General features: G+C 58.3%; 14 protein-coding genes and 1 pseudogene. 9 read left to right on the forward strand and 6 right to left on the reverse strand.

Going from position 1 to position 17516, the window contains the following annotated elements; translation table 11 throughout:
- Positions 1 to 165 precede the first annotated feature (165 nt).
- Positions 166 to 3042 carry an HD domain-containing protein gene (locus tag A9O63_RS22290; protein ID WP_084295954.1) on the reverse strand — a complete coding sequence of 959 codons (2877 nt, stop codon included), beginning with the start codon at positions 3040 to 3042 and terminating at the stop codon, positions 166 to 168.
- Positions 3043 to 4362: 1320 nt separating this feature from the next.
- Here A9O63_RS22290 and A9O63_RS14990 point away from each other — a divergent pair.
- The 6 genes from A9O63_RS14990 (at position 4363) to A9O63_RS23580 (ending at position 9299) form a co-directional block, all read left to right on the forward strand.
- Positions 4363 to 5112 (forward strand): TIR domain-containing protein, encoded by a 750-nt coding sequence (locus tag A9O63_RS14990; protein ID WP_205631852.1) that lies wholly within the window; start codon positions 4363 to 4365, stop codon positions 5110 to 5112.
- The gene (locus A9O63_RS22295) at positions 5109 to 6290 is read left to right on the forward strand and encodes a toll/interleukin-1 receptor domain-containing protein (RefSeq protein ID WP_084295956.1); all 1182 of its coding nucleotides are present in this window, start codon (positions 5109 to 5111) and stop codon (positions 6288 to 6290) included. The genes A9O63_RS14990 and A9O63_RS22295 overlap by 4 nt, the downstream gene beginning before the upstream one ends.
- Positions 6287 to 7195 carry a hypothetical protein gene (locus tag A9O63_RS22925; protein ID WP_141703100.1) on the forward strand — a complete coding sequence of 303 codons (909 nt, stop codon included), beginning with the start codon at positions 6287 to 6289 and terminating at the stop codon, positions 7193 to 7195. The genes A9O63_RS22295 and A9O63_RS22925 overlap by 4 nt, the downstream gene beginning before the upstream one ends.
- A 16-nt stretch (positions 7196 to 7211) precedes the next feature.
- Complete coding sequence (locus A9O63_RS22300) at positions 7212 to 8249, forward strand: toll/interleukin-1 receptor domain-containing protein (RefSeq protein ID WP_084295958.1); 1038 nt, start codon at positions 7212 to 7214, stop codon at positions 8247 to 8249.
- A gap of 75 nt (positions 8250 to 8324) precedes the next feature.
- Entirely contained in the window at positions 8325 to 8876 is a 552-nt protein-coding gene (locus A9O63_RS14995; protein WP_069332667.1) for a toll/interleukin-1 receptor domain-containing protein, read from the forward strand.
- A gap of 291 nt (positions 8877 to 9167) precedes the next feature.
- On the forward strand, positions 9168 to 9299 hold the full coding sequence (locus A9O63_RS23580; protein ID WP_268874940.1) for a hypothetical protein: 132 nt from the start codon (positions 9168 to 9170) through the stop codon (positions 9297 to 9299).
- A 43-nt stretch (positions 9300 to 9342) separates the two neighbouring features.
- On the opposite strand, the gene A9O63_RS15000 is transcribed toward A9O63_RS23580, so the two are convergent.
- From A9O63_RS15000 to A9O63_RS15020, 5 genes are all read right to left on the reverse strand, one after another.
- The gene (locus A9O63_RS15000; RefSeq protein WP_108223419.1) at positions 9343 to 10989 is read right to left on the reverse strand and encodes a hypothetical protein; all 1647 of its coding nucleotides are present in this window, start codon (positions 10987 to 10989) and stop codon (positions 9343 to 9345) included.
- A complete protein-coding gene (locus A9O63_RS15005) occupies positions 10986 to 11747 on the reverse strand; it encodes a hypothetical protein (protein WP_069332669.1) in 762 nt (253 codons plus the stop codon). Before A9O63_RS15005 ends, A9O63_RS15000 begins: the two co-directional genes overlap by 4 nt.
- 655 nt (positions 11748 to 12402) lie before the next feature.
- Positions 12403 to 13413: a zinc-binding alcohol dehydrogenase family protein gene (locus A9O63_RS15010; protein ID WP_069332695.1), complete on the reverse strand. Its 1011-nt coding sequence runs from the start codon at positions 13411 to 13413 to the stop codon at positions 12403 to 12405.
- Between the two features lie 23 nt (positions 13414 to 13436).
- Entirely contained in the window at positions 13437 to 14543 is a 1107-nt protein-coding gene (locus tag A9O63_RS15015) for an alkene reductase (RefSeq protein WP_069332670.1), read from the reverse strand.
- Positions 14540 to 14989, reverse strand: coding sequence for a VOC family protein (locus A9O63_RS15020; RefSeq protein ID WP_069332671.1), 450 nt, complete (start codon positions 14987 to 14989; stop codon positions 14540 to 14542). Before A9O63_RS15020 ends, A9O63_RS15015 begins: the two co-directional genes overlap by 4 nt.
- Positions 14990 to 15083: 94 nt before the next feature.
- Here A9O63_RS15020 and A9O63_RS15025 point away from each other — a divergent pair, with 94 nt between their 5' ends.
- The 3 genes and pseudogenes from A9O63_RS15025 (at position 15084) to A9O63_RS15035 (ending at position 17445) form a co-directional block, all read left to right on the forward strand.
- Positions 15084 to 15971, forward strand: coding sequence for a LysR family transcriptional regulator (locus A9O63_RS15025; protein WP_069332672.1), 888 nt, complete (start codon positions 15084 to 15086; stop codon positions 15969 to 15971).
- Between the two features lie 87 nt (positions 15972 to 16058).
- Positions 16059 to 16773, forward strand: a pseudogene (locus tag A9O63_RS22305) (IS5 family transposase).
- 156 nt (positions 16774 to 16929) lie between these two features.
- Positions 16930 to 17445: a hypothetical protein gene (locus A9O63_RS15035; RefSeq protein WP_084295959.1), complete on the forward strand. Its 516-nt coding sequence runs from the start codon at positions 16930 to 16932 to the stop codon at positions 17443 to 17445.
- The last annotated feature ends 71 nt before the right edge of the window (positions 17446 to 17516 follow it).

Below are 17516 nucleotides of genomic sequence, written 5' to 3' on the forward strand. Positions count from 1 at the left end.
CGCATCTCCGCCATCCGGGCGCGGCGCGGCGAATGACCGCAGGCAGCCCTTTGCTGCCCCTCGTGCCACGCGCAGCATAACGCTAGGCGCCGACACGAGGGGCGAAGAGCAGACATTCGCTGCACAAAAGGCAATGTCTCGTACGGGCAGTAAGCTAAACCTATATTATTCCTTTAGGAAATTCTGACGTATAAATTCGATCCGACCACCAAACTCTTCAAAAACACCAGGAAATGCGGATTTCCGGTCCTCGAAGGCTACTGGAATAGATACACCTCCCAGCAAATCGGACCATTCCGAACAGAGAAGGCCGGCATCTTCTCCCCCAGATGAATTCCCTCCCGCAACCATCGAAAAAACGAAAGGCTCTTCGCTCTTGTCGTTCCTCAAAGCTTCTCGGAAGCCCTCTATGACTGAATGTTTCAGTTCCCCTTTTCGAAGAATCACATGTCCTGGTGAGAACTCTTCGCCATCGTTCACAATCGATTTCATGTAGCTAGTGGGATTTCCCTGCAACACTTTGTGGACTACCGAACTCGACCACACATTCAACGATGAAAAAGCACCCTTTCGTCCTAGGTAGCCGGAATAAATCTGTTCTCGCAATGTGGCTTGGATATCGTTCGCATTTTTAGGGGACGCGCCCAATTGCAGCCAGATGACAGATACATCTGAAAAATCAACCTTCAACTCCTTGAGGCGAGCAAGGCCCGACTGATCATGGATAAGCAAAATGAAGGGCTTCTGCAGTGAATTTGAGAAATCTGCTAAGCGCCACCCTTCATCCTCCCAGCACCAATGCGACCGCTTCTCACGGTAGTTATTGCGAAATGAAATCGATGTGAATTTCGCGACAACTTCTCGCGTCATAATTTTTTCAAACGCATTGATCTCAAATGGCGAGACTTCTGGCGCAAGGGCGATAGCTTGTAAAATCAGGTCTTTTGTCAAGCTCAGCTTAAGTTGATCAGCGAGCTTTTCATCCCTTTCCGTAAGACCGTTTCTCTGAAGGTTTAGCGGAAGGCGTCCATCTTTATCAGTGATGAGTATCGTGGGTGTGCTCAATGATATCCCTGGCGATATATCATTTTCGAAAACCTTGACTCTGTCACCGTAATCGGTGAGATCGGTTATGTAAATATTATTGGAGTACAGTTTTGCATTGCCATTCGACCAAGGCTTTGCCTTGAACGTCCGATAACTCCACCTCACATTGGCGTAATCGCTAGATGGCACACGCACCCATTCGCCTGTATTTTCAGCGGTAAAATGTGCTGGGATCTCTTCTCCACTTTTGTCGACGCGAGCCAGGCGTGGATGTGATCCGCAATACCAGTCCCAATTCTTTTGTTGGTCAGAGTTTGAAAGTAACGCTTCAATGCAAGGGTTTTTCTTCGAGTCAATATGGATTGTAATCTTTGTCCCAATTTCCCGGATGCATTCCGTAACCTCTATCGCTTCGTTGTCGATCTCGGCTGCAAATTTGAGGCCTGTAGCATGGCCAACACGTCTTGTTTCAACAGCGATAGTGGACCCAATCAAGAAACCGGCCAATGCCCCGACGCCGAACCGTCCAGTTCGTGACACCTCTGACTTTCCGTCTGGTGTCGTGAACTGTTTCTTCCACTGCGAGCTACTGCGAAAGGAAGCGCCCGCCCGGAGGAAGTAGTTCTGAACCACATCGGCATCCATGCCGATACCCCGGTCTTCCACGACAACGGAAACCAAGTCTTCGCCTTCATAAACGGGGTAGACTATGACGTCCGCATTATGCCCTGCGAGATCGCCGCTCGGAACCTGTCCCTCAATGTGCTCTCGCTCGATGACGGCGTCGATGCTGTTCTGGATCAACTCTCGAAGTCCAATTTCGGGTCTGTTCCCATACAATGGTGCGACGAGCAAACTGAGCAGGTCAGGGCCAGATGCCTCGAAGGAGATCTTGCTTGGCAAATAGGGAACGCTCTTCGCAAAGTGTTCCGCATCATCAATGCTTGTCCGCAACCGGCGAAGTCTCAACTGATATTTGTCGAAGCCTTGCGCGGCGAACCGTCCGTATACTTCCCCCAACGCAGCCCAAGTCGAATCCAGTTCACGCTGGAATCCCTCAGCCCAAGTCCGAAACTTCAAAAATGTAGCCACGGTTTTAGGCATGGCATCCACGAAGATCGCCTCTGGGTCATCGTCAGCAGGGGTGATATTGCGCACGGACTGATGGACTTGCCATTCCCCGGTTGAGAATGGGCTACTCAGCTTTCGAAGTTTCAGCGCTGCCTTTGGAGCCCTCTCAGGTTGAATCTGAAGAAAGTCCGCAATTCGAAGAGCCGCCATCAAAATGGGGGGGTGAACCCTTTGATACTCACGCGCATGAAATCTTTCACCTACAACGTCACAAGCTTTTCGCATGGACATCCCATGACTACGAGCGATCAAACCTGCAAGTTCCGGCAAATCTCCATGCTCCGTCGTGCAGATCTTAATCCTCTCTCCGTCTGCTCCGGGAAAGCCGAATAGCGCAATCTCGTGCGCCAATCGCGGATGATGGCGGCGAAGAAACTCCCCAATCAGCAGCTTGTGTTTCGAGGTGAAGTCGTCTGGGTTATCAGGGATATCCGAAATCGGGTCAGTTGTTCCAAACAGGCTCTTGAGCTTTCGTCCATCAAATCGCTTTGCCTCCAAGATGAACTCATCCCACAGGGTTCGCCATGTCACATTGTCCGCGCTCGTACGTAATTCGTTTCTGGGATCAATTAAGCTAACGAAACCATCTGAGCTGAGATGCATGCCGCAATCATGAAGGAGCACCGAAAGCGCGAGCACCGCGTAGTCGGAAGCAGACAATGCCTCCAGTGCGTCCTCTGTCAGGATCCCAAGCGCGGTGTCCAAGACTTCAGTATTATGATTCGGACCGTGATCCGTATACTCCGGGAAAAATTCGGGCTTCGCGGAGATAATGTGTTTGCTGGAATCAATCGCGCCGTGGACCATCGTCGACAAAGCATTCTCGTTGAAGAGAGCTTCAGAGATTTTTTTGGGCAATTCCATAAAGCAACCATCCTTGTAGAGAGTTAGTGCATTGTACTGAATGTAGCTGCCAGTTCAAGTTGCATCGCTCTTCGGGTATATCAGGGTGACAAATTAAGCCTTTGACTGTGACGTCACGCTCCCACCGACTTCACCTGTTGGAAGCGGCGCAGCATGTGCTTTACGGTCCGGAGACGCTGCATCGCTGCACGTGATACGGTCGCAGATTTCTACATAGAGGCGAGCGCAGCCCTCGACGCTGTTTGGCAGAAAGTCCACAGTCCCACAAAGCGGTCATTCAGACGCGGTTGTGTGAGCGGCAGCTTAGGGCCAGACGCGTCTTGTTGTCGCCCTTGGCAGGGCAGAAGGCGGGAAGCTCGCAACCTGCGCATCGCCGCCATCCGAGCGCGGCGCGGCGCCGGCGCCTTCGAAGAGGGCGGAAAGCCGCCCTGCGGCACCGCCGCATGGCATCCGCAGCATCCTGCGAGACCGGTCAATCGCATGCACGGCGCGGGTGCCAGCGAAGCGCAGTGTGCGGACAGCCCGGAGTGGACATCGTGGGCGGCAAACTCTAGACCATGAATAGGACAATCACTTGGCTCTGGCAGAATGATTAGATCACTCCTCTTTTTGGCGATGCTCGCATTGGCGAAGCCTCTCAGCGCAGAGCAGGTTGACATGACTGGAATGTCTTGTCGCTCCATGACGGCTATTGGGCAAATATTGACTTGGGAATTCTACGATAAAGTCGCGATCAGGTATTTTGAAGACGGAAGTGTCTCAAGTCTCCCACGCGTTGGTGTAGGTGCTTACGAACGATACGACCGAGAGGGAAATTGGGCCGCGATATATCTATTCTATGATGTTGGAACGGGCGTTCAGCTCCGGGTACTTTCTAGGCCGGGCGCGATTGCAACGGAGCAGAACAGAGCTGCACCACTCGAGCGGAATGTCAGCGCCTTTGTCGGCGAATGTGAGCAGATATGAAATAGCCCATGATTCTGTTTGTGCTCTAACCATGGCAGTAGCCGAATGCCTCAGGAATTTGATCTGGATCTAGAAGCCAGTGGCCTGTGTCTCGCTTGCCGACATTCTAGGCTCGGTACGGAGGACTGCCACAGCCGAGCTGCGCGAGATCTCGAGGGATGTCGAGCTTTGGGAGAAGTACCCGGACGCGGCTAGACGTATGGACGCGATGGCGACCTTCGCAAGGGGCGGTGACCTGCCTGACCGCGACACGGCAGGGCGGACGCAGAAGCATTGCGAAAGCGGTCACCCATGCAGCGCACTGCGAGGCGGGCGTGTGCTACTGCATAGGGTGGGCAGCGGCTCAGGGGCGTTGTGAGCTTGCCCATCTTGGCGGAACGGTTGTCACCGGGGGGCAGCTATCGCCTCGCTCAAAACCCTGCAACGGACGGCGACCTGCAAGGCGAAGCGCAGAAGATCTGTATGGCGGAGGGAGTCCAGGAGGACAACGCTGTCTATATTCTGATTAGACTTGCCAGTCCTTGCGAGTTCCTCTTCTATGTAACTAAAGGCAACCTACATTTTTGTGGAGAAACAATGATGGGCAGTTCTTTCGGAGCAGTACGACCTGTCCGACGCAACGTGTTCGTCAGCTACCATCACGGTGGCGATCAGGCATATTATGACACCCTTACCAAGACAATGCATGACCGATTGCAACTTATCACTGACAACTCTCTAGAGCGTCGTATCGACAGTAGCGACCATAACTACATCATGCGGCGCATACGAGAATATCATCTCCACGGCAGTTCTTGCACCATCGTTCTCTGCGGCGCAAACACCTGGCGACGAAAGTATGTCGACTGGGAAATCCATGCCTCGCTGATCCAGCAGATGGGACTGGTTGGGGTTTGGCTGCCCTCGCTCCCCTTATCGCCGAATAATGGCACTGACAAGCCCGCCAGGTTGCAGGATAACATTGATTGCGGGTACGCTGTTTGGACTTCTTGGAACGAGATTGCAGCGAACGCGAATGTTCTGACTGAGGCCATTGAGCGAGCGAACAGTGCATCGAAGCTTCTCATAGAAAATACGCGCGTTCGGCAAGGTCGCAATCTATGAACCCGACAAAGGATCCGCACCATCGCCCCCAAGTTCTGGATCTACTTCGTATTCACGTTATTTGGGCAAACGGGTCTGAAGAGGGCGCACGCATCGCTGAGCTATTATCTAAGCACTTCGACGGAATTGGAATGGAGCGCGACGGTGTTGCGTATAGGGTGCCTGTGCGTTTCGCAAGCGCCCCTTGGATTGATGCATCGCCCCTTCCTGCGCTCATTGATCTGAGCCGTGCTGTCCACAATGCAATTGTGTTACTCCACGACGACGTTATGCAGGATGACGTTGAGGCATGGGACGACTACGTTAAACGAATTAGGGAAGCGATTTCCGATCGCGGCAACACTGATTTCATCATACCGTTTGGCAGTCCTTCTGGTGATGCTCCGCTCCCAACCGATGCTGCCGCCAGTATTCAATACACATATAGAAAAGCTTGGGCTCAGGCAGGAATGTCAGCCAGTGCCCGGGACAGTAGACTGCTCTTGCATACGCTTTATCAGATACGTCGCCAGCTTGCGCTAATCGGGGGCGGGGATGGCCAAGAGAAGATTTTCGTGAGTCATGCAAAGGCGGATGGAGACACAACGGCCTCAGCGATCGTGACCTTCGTGAACGATAAGAGCCAAGATGTCACCCTTCACACCTTCTACGATGCCAAAGAGCTCAACCCAGGAGAGGATTTCAGCGAACGCTTTGCAGAGGAGATCGAGTCGGGGACCCTTCTCGCAGTTGTCTCTGACGCCTACGATTCGCGACCTTGGTGCGTGTTCGAATTGACTACTGCAAAGCGCAAACGTCGTCCCATCGTACTTGCCGACATTGGTCAACGGAGAACTAGCCGCACGTACCCCTACGGAGCAAACCTCCCGAAAGTCAGGATCTTTCCTAAGCCCGACGACACGAGTTGGATTGAGCCCCTGCTGGTTGAGACGATTTCAGAGGGACTGCGCTGCGATCTCTTCGAACGTCAAGCTGCCAGGGTCGTCAGGAATTCGAAGAGCGTGCTGCTGCTGCCTAGACCTCCTGAACTCTTTGACGTGATCGATGCGGATAAGTTGTCGACCCTTATCGTCTACCCGGACCCGCCCCTTAGTTCAATCGAGGAGGAAGTATTGTCTAAGGCGCTCGCAAGGATATCGCCTACTACACGTTTGTCGACGCTTGGTGAACTATCGTGAGCGCTCTCAAAGGCAAACTAGTGGCTCTGTCGGTGAGCGACGCCCCTGATCGGGCCCGGCTCGGTCTGCCGAAGCGTGAGGTAGATCGGGCGCTTTTCTCGATATGCACAGTGATGGTTCGATCTGGTGCCAGAATTGTTTACAGCGGCAATCTAGACCCAAGCGGTCTGACTTTCACTATGTTCCGACATCTGGCTGGTGCTTACGTTGCAACAGGAAAGGCGCCGTTCATACATATCATCCCCGAGCCAGTTTTTCGTGAAACGACCTTCGACGCACTAGGCTTGGTCTTGCGTGAAGGTGCGTCAGTTGTAGAAACGCTTGTTCATATAGAAGGTGGCCTTGTCCCAATACGATCAGTAGAGGACGGCTTGCGCGTCGGAAGGGGCGCCTCGAGTGTCAGGTTGCGCAATGACGAGGAGTTCAGGATTTGGCTTGAAGCCAAGTCCCAGCTCGATAGCGCTTCAGCATTTTCGGCGGCCAGGGAGTCAATGACACATGTGTCTCAAGCGCGCGTTGTGCTTGGCGGGAAGATGGGATTGCTAGATGTTCCCGACGACGCTTATCAGGGTGCTATGCCTGGAATTGTGGAGGAGACGCTCCTTGCACTGGCAGCGGACCTCCCGTGCGTTCCGTTAGGCGCCTTTGGCGGTGCGGCGCGTGATGTTGCTATTGCTTTGCACCTGCTCGACCCCGCAAAACGTGTACCGCGAGGTGAGCAGTCAGCAACGTATGATGCGTCGCTACGACAGGTCGCTGCATATCGCCACAGAATTCCCGCACACCTTGAATCCGCCTTGAAGTCGCTTGCCGATGACGATCGCAGTGAAGCAATGGCATATGAAATAGCTGATCTCCTTGAACTATGGCTTACTCACCAGCAGGCCCTAAACTCCAAAGAATGACCGCAGGCACAAAAACATGAAAGTAATGATTCTGGGTGGGTTACCTGATCAAACATCGTCAGTGGGATCAATCAAAAGTGCGAGGCTTATGAATGGCGTTTCTCAATTGGCTCATCAATTGGTGGCAGATGGTCACGACTTAGTTCTGTGCAGCCCATTTGAAGGCTCCGCCGACCACGCAGCACTAACGGGACTGGAAAATAGCGACAGACCAGCACGGATTGAGTTTCATTTTCCAGATGTTGAGATCATCCGAAAACGAGTTGAGGAGTGGGCTGGGCGCCTTCCCAATGTTACATTCGATATGTTTCCCCATCACCCTCCAGTGACTGATGAGCCAGATGCTTCAATGTATTCATGGCTCCTCTCGCAACTGAGCGCCTTGGATCGAGCATCTGCACTGATCTCCATAGGAGGAAGGATCGGAGCTTCTGCAGAACTTTTGCTTAAGCTCGCTCACAGCCGCGGCCGACTAATTATTCCACTGGCGGGATTAAAAGGGGCCTCTGCTAGATTCCTCGAATCCCATCGATCAGAATATGATGACATTCTCGGAGACGATATCCAGGCCCTTCACGAGATTGAGGCCGATAAAGACTTCTCATCCATCCTTTCAAAAGCCATTCACAAACAGTCGCCCAGAAAAATGGCAAACCGGCGCGCTTTCATCAGCTATGCGAAGGCACATGCAGATGACGCCGACTTTGTCGAAGTGACACTGCGCCGTCGCGGGTTTGACGTCGTTCGCGATGAAGCTTCCTTCTCTCCGGGCCACAATATACCGACCGAGATAAGGGAAAAAATATTTAGTTCAGAGGTCTTCATAGCGCTTTGGTGCGCAGCCTACGCTTGTAGCCCATGGTGTTTCGATGAGATGGAACTAGCTCTTGATCGCCTAGAGGCGGGAAAGATTGCCCTATGGATTTTGCAACTTGACGATACCCGTATTGTCCCGCCGAGGGCGAGAGATAAACTTTCATATCCCGCCCAAAATAGAGATAAGCTCAAGGGCGCCCTGGAAGTTATGATCGCCTCTGGATTGGCGAAACCCTAGCATCCTCGATCCCGTAGAAAACTCTATTCTTCAGGAACTGAGGCAGAAGCTGATCACTGAAGGGGTGATGCACTAATGGCCGACTACTTTACGCGTTCCGAGTATGTTGGATTCGCCCAAGGACTTTCACTTCAGGAGCGCACAAACGTTCGAAAGCGCGCTGAGACGCGTTCTCCAGACCGAGCCATCTTCCTTTCTCATTCAAGCAAAGATGAGGACATACTCCCTGGGGTCATTCGAATTCTGGAACTTCACGGCGCCACGGTTTACATTGACAAAAAGGACCCGGGCCTGCCACCTTACACGAATAAGGAAACAGCCGCAAGCTTGAGGCTCAGGATTCGGCAAGCAAGAAAGTTTATACTTCTCGCCTCAGAAAACAGCAAGGACAGCAGGTGGGTGCCGTGGGAATTGGGAATCGCAGATGGCTACAAATCGTTTGATAATATTGCAGTACTCCCGGTCCTAGAAGACACGAGACAAGATAGCTGGACAAGCTGGGAGTATCTAGGGCTCTATGATCGCGTGGCTTGGAAGATGTTTAGAGGTAAAGAAGAGGAAGAGTGGATGGGCTGGGATAGGAGGGAAAACACCGCACATCCTTTACGCACTTGGTTGAACCGTTGAGTGTTTCACTCGCTTTGCCTCGGCCGGGTGAACCTCGCGTTTGCTGCAGACGACCGCTACACGCCCTTCCACGTCGAAAAGGCCGAGACATTCAACAAGTGCCGCCCTCTCAGATCGAAGGTCCCGCGTCACCACCTTCAGATGGCGGCATGCGGGCGCGGCAGCGATATCTTTGGGTCAGAGCGTTGCTTGGGCAGAGCTGCTCCGGGCGGACCTAAGGCCCGAAGCATAGCCGTCCATGATCGGGAGCACTAGGGTGACAGCTACCGCCCGCAGATGCTGCGCACTTATTTGAAGGACCGATTCTCGGAACGCTGCCGCGCAGCAATCTTCGAGTTCGAACGTCTGCAATGGGCCGACGACCTGCGTTTCATCGTGGTGGGCCAGCTGACCGAGCTGACGCAGACGCCACAAACGGCCTGATGCTCTCATGCTGGATTGTCGGCAGTAAGATCTGCGTTGAGCTTCAGGGCGTACAGAAATCCGGCAAAGCCCGCTCGGGTAACATCACCCCGGACAGGGACAGGGCAATGATCGCAGTCGGCCCCGCAGTATTGTCGCTCTCCAGCTTCGTCGGCAAGCGGATTTCCGCCCTAGGCGCAAGGCCGGATCCCTCTGCCAAGATCGAGAAGACATTGGTCGATGCCGAGCCGGTAAAGGTCCGATTCCGATGCTTCCAGCCGCGATCCTGGACAAGTTCCAGAGCGACGCGCGCCGAGGGTGCAATCCGGGTGGCCTCTCCGGCACCGGCGTGCAGCACATATCCGCCCGCCGTGTTCGCCTCGGCCCAGTCGAAGACGATCTCCTCCGTTCCCAGCGTCAGTTTACCCGAAGATTCCTGCTCTTCGCGCAGCCCTAGGGGAACCTCCACCGTGACGGTGATGCTCCCCACGACCTGGGGACGCAGTTGGTCCGGGTCGGGGATCGCCTGCTCCATTCCTTCGACCCATGGGGCCAGCAGGTGGTCCCCGGCTTGCGCCCGCAACCCTTGCTCCAATGCCGCAACCTGTGCCGGAGACCGTGCCTGAAGGTTGTCCCGCATCCCGGTGTAAAGCACCAGCAGCGACCCGGCGGTCTTGCAGGCGAGTTGCCTGTCAGCATCCGCCAATTCGGACAGGGCGACTTCCCCCACCGCGACCTTCGCCGCGCTGCCACGCTCCTTCCCCCGCTCGGCCAGCATCGCTTCCAGCACCTTGCGGGTCTCTGCCTTGTGCTCGTCGACCAGGGCGCGCAGTTCCTTCTCGAAATCGTCGCGCTTGAGGTATTCCTCTAGCTTGATCATGGCGACATCCGCGCCGACCCAAGCGATCCCCGCCCCGATCAGGCCGCAGGCCGCCGCCCCAGGCCCGGTCCAGGAACAGACGGCCGCACCGGTCCCTCCGCCGGCCAACGTGGCCGCCCATTTCGTCCCGGTCTTGGCCGCCACTTTCGCCGCCAGCTTGACGCCCAGTTTCGTGGCGAAAACCTTGGTCATGCCCTTTAGCGCAACCGCTTCCAGCGCCACCATGCCCCCTGTCTTCGTGATCCGAATCTTGCTGTCCTTTAGCGCCCTGGCGACCACCGGCCCGAGTGCCTCGGCTCCACCCGGCAGTTCTGCCATCGCCCTGTCCAGCACGCCGAAGTATCTTTGATCGAATTCCCGGCCCAGATCCGCCGCAACCGAGTCCAACCGCCTGTCCAGGCCGGCGAACATGTACTTGTCCAGACCGGAGGATATCTCCCCGATTGCCGCCGCGCCCAGTTCCAGCCATTCGCCCTTCAGCGAATAGTGGAAAACCATATAGGCCGGGATGCCCGCATAGACCGGCGCATAGGCCTTATCCAGCATCGGGTCGATCTCTGCCCGGACCTTGGCGGCTTCTTCCCCCGCCACGGCAAACCAGTGTTCCACCTGCGTCGCCTTGGCTTCGGCTTCGGCGGGGCTCTGGCTGGCGGCCTTGCCTTCGCCCTCGGCGCCCTGCTTTGCCAGTTGCCGGCTGGCCGCGAAGTGCAGTGCCAGCGTGACCAGCAGAAGGACGGCGATGGTTCCCCAGAACCAGTGCGACGCCTTCAGCCGCTTCGCGGTCGGCCTGCCGGAAGCTTGAGCGGGGTCTTTCGGGCTCGTGGCCATCATGCCTCTCTGTCGTAATGCGTGTCTATGAAATTGGTGACGACCACGCCCGACCGCGCAGCGAGGAACCCGAACAATGCCGCATCGAGGTTGAACAGCAGGGCAACCAGCGGATAGTCGCGCAACTGCGCCACTAGCCACAGCTTCGCCGCCTTGAACGCATAGCCGAAGGCCAGGACCTCGGCAATCCAGCCCCGCCGTTCCGGAAGCGCATCAAACCCCAACCGCACCGCCTCGGAAAACGTGGCGTCGAGCATCGAAAGGGGAACGCTCGTCGTCCGCCAGGAAATAAGGAACAGGACGATGGCGAAAGGGAGACCGACCAGCCAGGCACTGGGCCCCAGGGTAAGTATCCGGTCGAACGGCGGCATGAAATGGCGACCGACGAACCCCCTCGCCCAGAGAAACAGCCAGGCGGTCGAGAACACCAGCCCGAGCAGAACGGCTGCCTCGGCCGCCGACATGTTCAACACCTGCCAAGCCAGGAAGGGAACCAGCGCCCCCACCAGTAAGGTCGATGAGAAGAAGGCTAGGATCCGCCCGGACAACCAGCGCGACAGCCAGGACTCTGGCTTCAGCACAATCCCGCGCTCGGCCAGCCAGTGATCGATCACCAGCGACCAGTTCCCCAAGAAGATCATTGCGGCCAGCAGCAGAAGCCAAAGGACTGCCAAGTCAGAAAAGGCGTAACTTAACCGCCAGAGGTAAAGCAGAAGCCCCGAAAGGAGAGATGTCGCCAAGGAGATGGAAAGGTTTCTCATTCAGCCAATGACCCAATTGCTCCCAAGGCCCGGTCATTGGGAGATCTTACAATGCAGCTTACGCGCGAGTAAATTTGGCGCAATAGTTTCTTTGGCCTGCTGCCGGTTCCGTGGACACGGATTTAAGTCCGTAATCAAGGAACTGGAGAGACAGAATGACGAGACGGAAGTATAGTCTTCAGTTCTAACCCTAGGCCGTCAGACTGGTGACGGACCGTGATCGGACTCTCATCGTCGCTGACCGCCAGCTTTTCCCGCCTAACTGATCTACTTGCCGGGTATTTGCGGCAGAGCAAGGCGAATGGCGGCTTTCGGGAAGCGGCTACGCAGCATTCGTCGAGTTCGACCGTCAGCAAAGGACGGGAAGCCGCCTGATGGCGGCGCGGCATTGCATTCGCAGCGTGAGGGACAAAGCGGTCCTCAACCAATTCGTGACGCGGCTGCTGCGTGTTGGATTTGAAAGAGCGAAAGCTCGACGGACGCCACAGGGACGGGCAATTGAGGCAACTATGACATACAGGTCCGTCTTGGCCTGAAGCCAAGATCCAAGCTGCCATCGGCCTGAGTGCAGGCCATTGTGGCCTTCGGGGGATGCCGTCGTGATGCACGAAGGACGCGCGGAACAATCCCTTGCCCCGCGCGCCCTTTCCTCGGTTCAGAAGCCTTCGATCACGATCTTGCCCTTTGCCGTGCCCGCCTCGATGGCCGCATGGGCGCGGCGCAGGTTTGCAGCATCGATCGGGCGCAGCACATCGGTCACTGTGGTGCGGATGCGGCCCGCGTCGATCTGTGCCGCCACCCAGTCCAGCAACCTGTGCTGTTCGATCATGTCTGGCGTCTGGTGCATGGCACGGGCGAACATGAATTCCCAATGCAGGCTGGCCGCCTTGGTCTTCATCCCTGCCATCGGCATCGGCAGATGGGTATCGTCGATCGACACGATACCGCCCTGCGGCCGGATGAGCTCCACCGCCGCATCCCAGTGACGCATGTCATTGAAGATCCCGATGTGATCGACGTGGTGGAACCCGAGCGCGCGGGTCTGCGCCACCATGTCGCCGCGATGGTCAACCGTGTGATCGGCCCCCAGTTGCCGCACCCAATCGACCGTTTCCGGACGCGAGGCCGAGGCAATCACCACCAGCCCGGCCAGTTTCGCCAGCTGGATCGCGATGGAGCCGACGCCGCCCGCCCCGCCGATCATGAGGATGGTCTGCCCGGCGGACGCGCCGTCCCGGTCGATCCGCAGCCGGTCGAACATCGCCTCATAGGCGGTGATCGTGGTCAGGGGCAGCGCGGCGGCCTCGGCAAAGGACAGGCTTTGCGGCCTGGTGCCCACGATGCGTTCATCGACCAGATGGAACTGCTGGTTCGATCCGGGGCGCGTGATGTCACCGGCGTAATAGACCGCATCGCCGGGACGGAACAGCGTCACATCGGGGCCGACGGCCGCCACCACGCCACTGGCATCCCAGCCCAGCACACGGGGGCTGGCTTCGACCTGGTCCTTGGGCGCGCGCACCTTGGTGTCGACGGGGTTCACCGCCACGGCCTTCACCTCGACCAGAATGTCGCGACCCTGCGGCACGGGCTTTGGCAGGGTCACGTCCAGAAAGGCCTCGGCCTCGGTCACGGGCAGATAGCGGGTCAGGCCAACCGCCTTCATCTCGGATGTCATGTCTTGTCCTTTCAGGGTTGGGGCAATGTGTCGTAGGGCTGGTAGGTGGTGAACCCTTCGGCCCCGCCCCCGAACAGGGTGCCGGGGTCGAAATCGGCCAGCGGCAGGTTCCCGACCAGCCGCTGCGGAAAATCGGGATTGGCAAGGAACGGACGCCCGAAGGCCACCATATCCACAAGCCCGCGCGTCAGCATCCCTTGCGCCTTGCGCGCGTCATAGCCGCCCGCCACGATGATGTGGCCTGCAAAGGCCTGTCGCAGGGCCACGCGGAATCCCATCGGCGTTTCGGGGGCATCGTCCCAGTCGGCTTCGGCGATATGGATATGGCCCAGCCCGATATCGTTCAGCGCACGGGCCAGGGTCAGGATGGCGTCGGGCGCATCGGGATCATCCATCCCGCGTTGCGTGATGAACGGCGAAAAGCGGATCCCCGTCCGCGCCGGGCCGAAGACGGCAGCGACCGCCTCGGCCACTTCCAGCGCCAGCCGGATGCGGTTCTCGACCGTGCCGCCATACGGGTCCGTGCGGTGGTTCGATGTGGTGCGCAGGAAACTGTCCAGCAGATAGCCGTTCGCGGCGTGAATTTCGACCCCGTCGAACCCGGCCTCCAGCGCATTCCGGGCCGCACTGGCATAGTCCTGGACAATTCCGGGGATTTCCGAGGTTGCCAGCGCTCGCGGCACCGGACAGGGCAACATGTTCCCTTTGCCCGTCGCCGGATCGACCACCCAGACCGAGGCTCCGGGCGCAATGGCAGACGGGGCCACGGGCAGCCCATCCGCATGAAAGCTCTCATGACTCATCCGGCCGACATGCCACAGTTGCAGCATGATCCGCCCGCCCGCCGCATGGACGGCATCGGTCACCTTGCGCCAGCCCGCCACCTGGTCGGCAGAGTGGATGCCAGGGGTAAAGCTGTAGCCCTGTCCCTGCGGGCTGATTTGCGTGGCCTCGGTGAGGATCAGCCCGGCCGAGGCCCGTTGGGCGTAATATTCCGCCATCAGATCGGTTGGAACATTGCCGGGCTGCGCCGCACGGGCGCGGGTCATGGGGGCCATGACGATCCGGGACGGCAGCTGCGCGCCGCCGTGGACCAAAGGGGAAAACAGGCTGTTCATGCTGAGCCTCCATACGAGGGCTGTGTCGGAGAAGGTGCGGACGCGGAGGCATGGGGGTGAGCCCCTGTGCCTGGGCTGTGATGACGGAAGACCGCCTCGACCAGTGCACCGCCGGGGGCCTGCAGGAAGATCCGCCGCTCCTGCAACTCGGGCAGGTCCATCCGCTTCCACGGAATGCGCAAGCCATCCCGCCGGTCGCAAAAGTCAGCCTCGTTCTGCAATCTGAAGGCCACGTGATCCCAGCCGTCGCCGCGCAACGGCATGAACGTCGGCAGAGCCGCGATCAGATGCAGGATCGGTGCCTGATCGGCATAGAGCCACTGCCCCGGGATATTGCGGATCGCGGCAGGCCGTGGCCCCTTCTTCAAGTCGGGAAACACCGACAGGAAGAAATCCCGCGTGGCCTCCAATGTGCTGGTGCGAAGTGTGACGTGATCCAGATGCATAAGGCTGTCCCGGCTTGGCTGGTCCGACTTACACCTTGCGGCAGAACCGCAGAATTGGCAGATTTCCGAAGTCATCATTCGGGAATGCCGAACAATGGTGTTGGACAATCTGCGCCTGTTTCTGACCATTCTGGAAAAGGGCAGCCTGGCTGCCGCCGGGCGTGAGGCGGGGCTGTCCCCGGCCACGGTGTCCGAGCGGCTTGCCGCGCTGGAGGCGCATTACGGCACGCGTCTTCTGAACCGCACGACCCGCGCCCTTGCCCCGACCGAGGAAGGCCGCGCTTTGGCCGAAGGCGCGCATCAGCTGCTGGCGGACTTCGACGCGCTGGACGCCCGCATGAAATTCGGGATCGACCACATCGCCGGACCCATCCGCCTGTCTGCCCCGGTGGATCTGGGACGCGCCCGGATTGCCCCTGTGCTGGAGGCGTTTCAGGCCGCCCATCCCGAGGTGACATTCGATCTGCATCTGCATGATGGCTACGTAGACATTGCCGGCCAGGGGCTGGATCTGGCGATCCGGTTCGGCGATCTGGCGGACTCGAACTTGCGGGCGCGCCGTCTGACCACCAGCCGCCGCCTGATTTGCGCCGCGCCCAGCTATCTGGCGCGCTGCGGCAGGCCGGAGCATCCTGCCGATCTGGTCGGGCACAACTGCCTGCTCATGCGCTTTGGCAGTGAAATTGACCGGCTGTGGCCGTTTCAGATCAACGGTCAGATCGAACGACACGCCGTGCGCGGCAACCGGGTGGCCAATGACGGGGCCTTGGTGCGGGAATGGGCCGTGGCGGGGCATGGCATCGTGCGCAAGTCGGAATGGGACGTAAACGACGACATCAAAGCCGGGCGTCTGGTGCCGATCCTCCAGCCCTTCGCAATGCCAGGGCTGGCCTTGCAGGCCGTCTTCCCCGAGGGCCGCACCGACCAGCGCCGGATCCGCCTTTTGCTGGATGCGCTGGTCGCGGCGTTTCAGGGGCGGTGACCTGGGTGAAGATCGCTTGCCCCCGGCTCTGTTGCACAAATCCCGTGAGGGGTTCATCTCGAGACTCCAGCGTGGGATCCGGGGCACATGAGCAGACCTACAGCTCCGACCTGCAAGACAAGGAACTGGCCTGCGTACAACGAGGCGCTCAAGCGTCGCGGTTCGCTGACGATCTGGTTCGATCCCGCGATGACGTGGGGAGCTACACCGACAGGCAGGCGCGGGCGGCAGCCCGTCCATGGTGACGCAGCCGTCCAAGCCTGCCTGACCATCAAGGCCTCTTCGGTATGGCCCTCCGCCAGACCACAGGGTTTGTCGAGAGCCTGCTGCGGCTGATCGGCCCGGACTGGGCGGTGCCCGACTTCAGCACGCTGTCGCGTCGCCAGAGTGAGATGGGACCGTGGCGCCAGTGGCGCCGCGTAAGCCCATCGAACGCTGAAGGAGAACACCCCCTACCGCGGCTCGGACGGCCCGCTTCACCTGCCGGTCGACAGCACCGGGATCAAGGTCGAGGGGGAAGGGGAATGGAACGCCCGCAAGCATGGCGGCACGAAGCGGCGGGTGGTGCAAGATTCATATCGGGATCGACGAGAAATCGCCGGAAATCCGCGCGGCCGAGCTCACCACCAGTGGGTATCACCGCAGAAGCCGCGCCGAGACCAGGATGCACAGGGTCAAGCTCGCGGGTCAGCGTCTCTCCGCGCGCGAGTTCGACCGTCAGGTCGCCGAGTTCCAGGTCAGGGTTGCCGTCCCTAACGGCTTCACCGCACCCGGCACGCCCATCACAGAGGCCGCACGATAGATCTATCGGGGGAAGGGAAAGCACGCCTCTCATCCGAATTGCGCAACAGAGCCATCGCGCTTCACGGATAATTGTTGTGCGAATCGAGGCGGAATGCAACTTGTGGTTGTGTCGCCGGACCGATTTCGGGCCGGCGTCCAGTCAGTGGAGAGTCCCATGAGAGTGCTATTTCTTGCCGCCGGTTGCGCATCGATGGTCATGACCGGGACCGCCGCCCTTGCGGGGGCCGGCGCGAGTATGAACGCCTGCGTCTATCTCGCGGTCCCGCCCGCGCAGCCCATTACCTTCAGCTTCACCGCGGGTGGTAGCGCGGATCATTGCATGAACGACATCGGCCAGGATGCTTCGGTCGTGGCCAGTCAGGCAGGCGTTTCCTGCGTTTCCGTAGGCTATGTCGAGGAAAAAGGCTCGTCGACGGGCGGCGATACCTGCGCCACCGATACCTCGACCTGGATCCTGAGCTATTCGTCCTCGGCGGGCGGCTATTCCGGCTCGGTACAGGCGCACATGTCGCATCCGATCTTCAGCTCGAACCATATCGAGATCGACAACGCCTCGCCCGACACCTACATCTGCTCGACCGCGCACCTGTGCAACTCGACCAAGTTGACATGGGATTCCGGCACCCAAGGCCCGCTCTACATGATTTTCGAGCCCGGCGCGCACAACTGATCGCGCGCATCCCACCGACATTCTGACAATCGCTGCGGCCTGTCTCTGGGCCGCGGCCCCGTTTTTTTTAG

The sequence above is a fragment of the Cereibacter johrii genome (assembly GCF_001720585.1).
GTDB classification, from domain to species: Bacteria; Pseudomonadota; Alphaproteobacteria; order Rhodobacterales; family Rhodobacteraceae; genus Cereibacter_A; species Cereibacter_A johrii.

Coding starts and splice junctions, on each gene's coding strand:
- A9O63_RS15015 (WP_069332670.1), bottom strand. CDS start 14,543: ATGAACAGCCTGTTTTCCCCTTTGGTCCACGGCGGCGCGCAGCTGCCG.
- A9O63_RS22295 (WP_084295956.1), top strand. CDS start 5,109: ATGAACCCGACAAAGGATCCGCACCATCGCCCCCAAGTTCTGGATCTA.
- A9O63_RS22300 (WP_084295958.1), top strand. CDS start 7,212: ATGAAAGTAATGATTCTGGGTGGGTTACCTGATCAAACATCGTCAGTG.
- A9O63_RS15010 (WP_069332695.1), bottom strand. CDS start 13,413: ATGAAGGCGGTTGGCCTGACCCGCTATCTGCCCGTGACCGAGGCCGAG.
- A9O63_RS15005 (WP_069332669.1), bottom strand. CDS start 11,747: ATGAGAAACCTTTCCATCTCCTTGGCGACATCTCTCCTTTCGGGGCTT.
- A9O63_RS15025 (WP_069332672.1), top strand. CDS start 15,084: ATGGTGTTGGACAATCTGCGCCTGTTTCTGACCATTCTGGAAAAGGGC.
- A9O63_RS15035 (WP_084295959.1), top strand. CDS start 16,930: ATGAGAGTGCTATTTCTTGCCGCCGGTTGCGCATCGATGGTCATGACC.
- A9O63_RS14995 (WP_069332667.1), top strand. CDS start 8,325: ATGGCCGACTACTTTACGCGTTCCGAGTATGTTGGATTCGCCCAAGGA.
- A9O63_RS15020 (WP_069332671.1), bottom strand. CDS start 14,989: ATGCATCTGGATCACGTCACACTTCGCACCAGCACATTGGAGGCCACG.
- A9O63_RS15000 (WP_108223419.1), bottom strand. CDS start 10,989: ATGATGGCCACGAGCCCGAAAGACCCCGCTCAAGCTTCCGGCAGGCCG.
- A9O63_RS22290 (WP_084295954.1), bottom strand. CDS start 3,042: ATGGAATTGCCCAAAAAAATCTCTGAAGCTCTCTTCAACGAGAATGCT.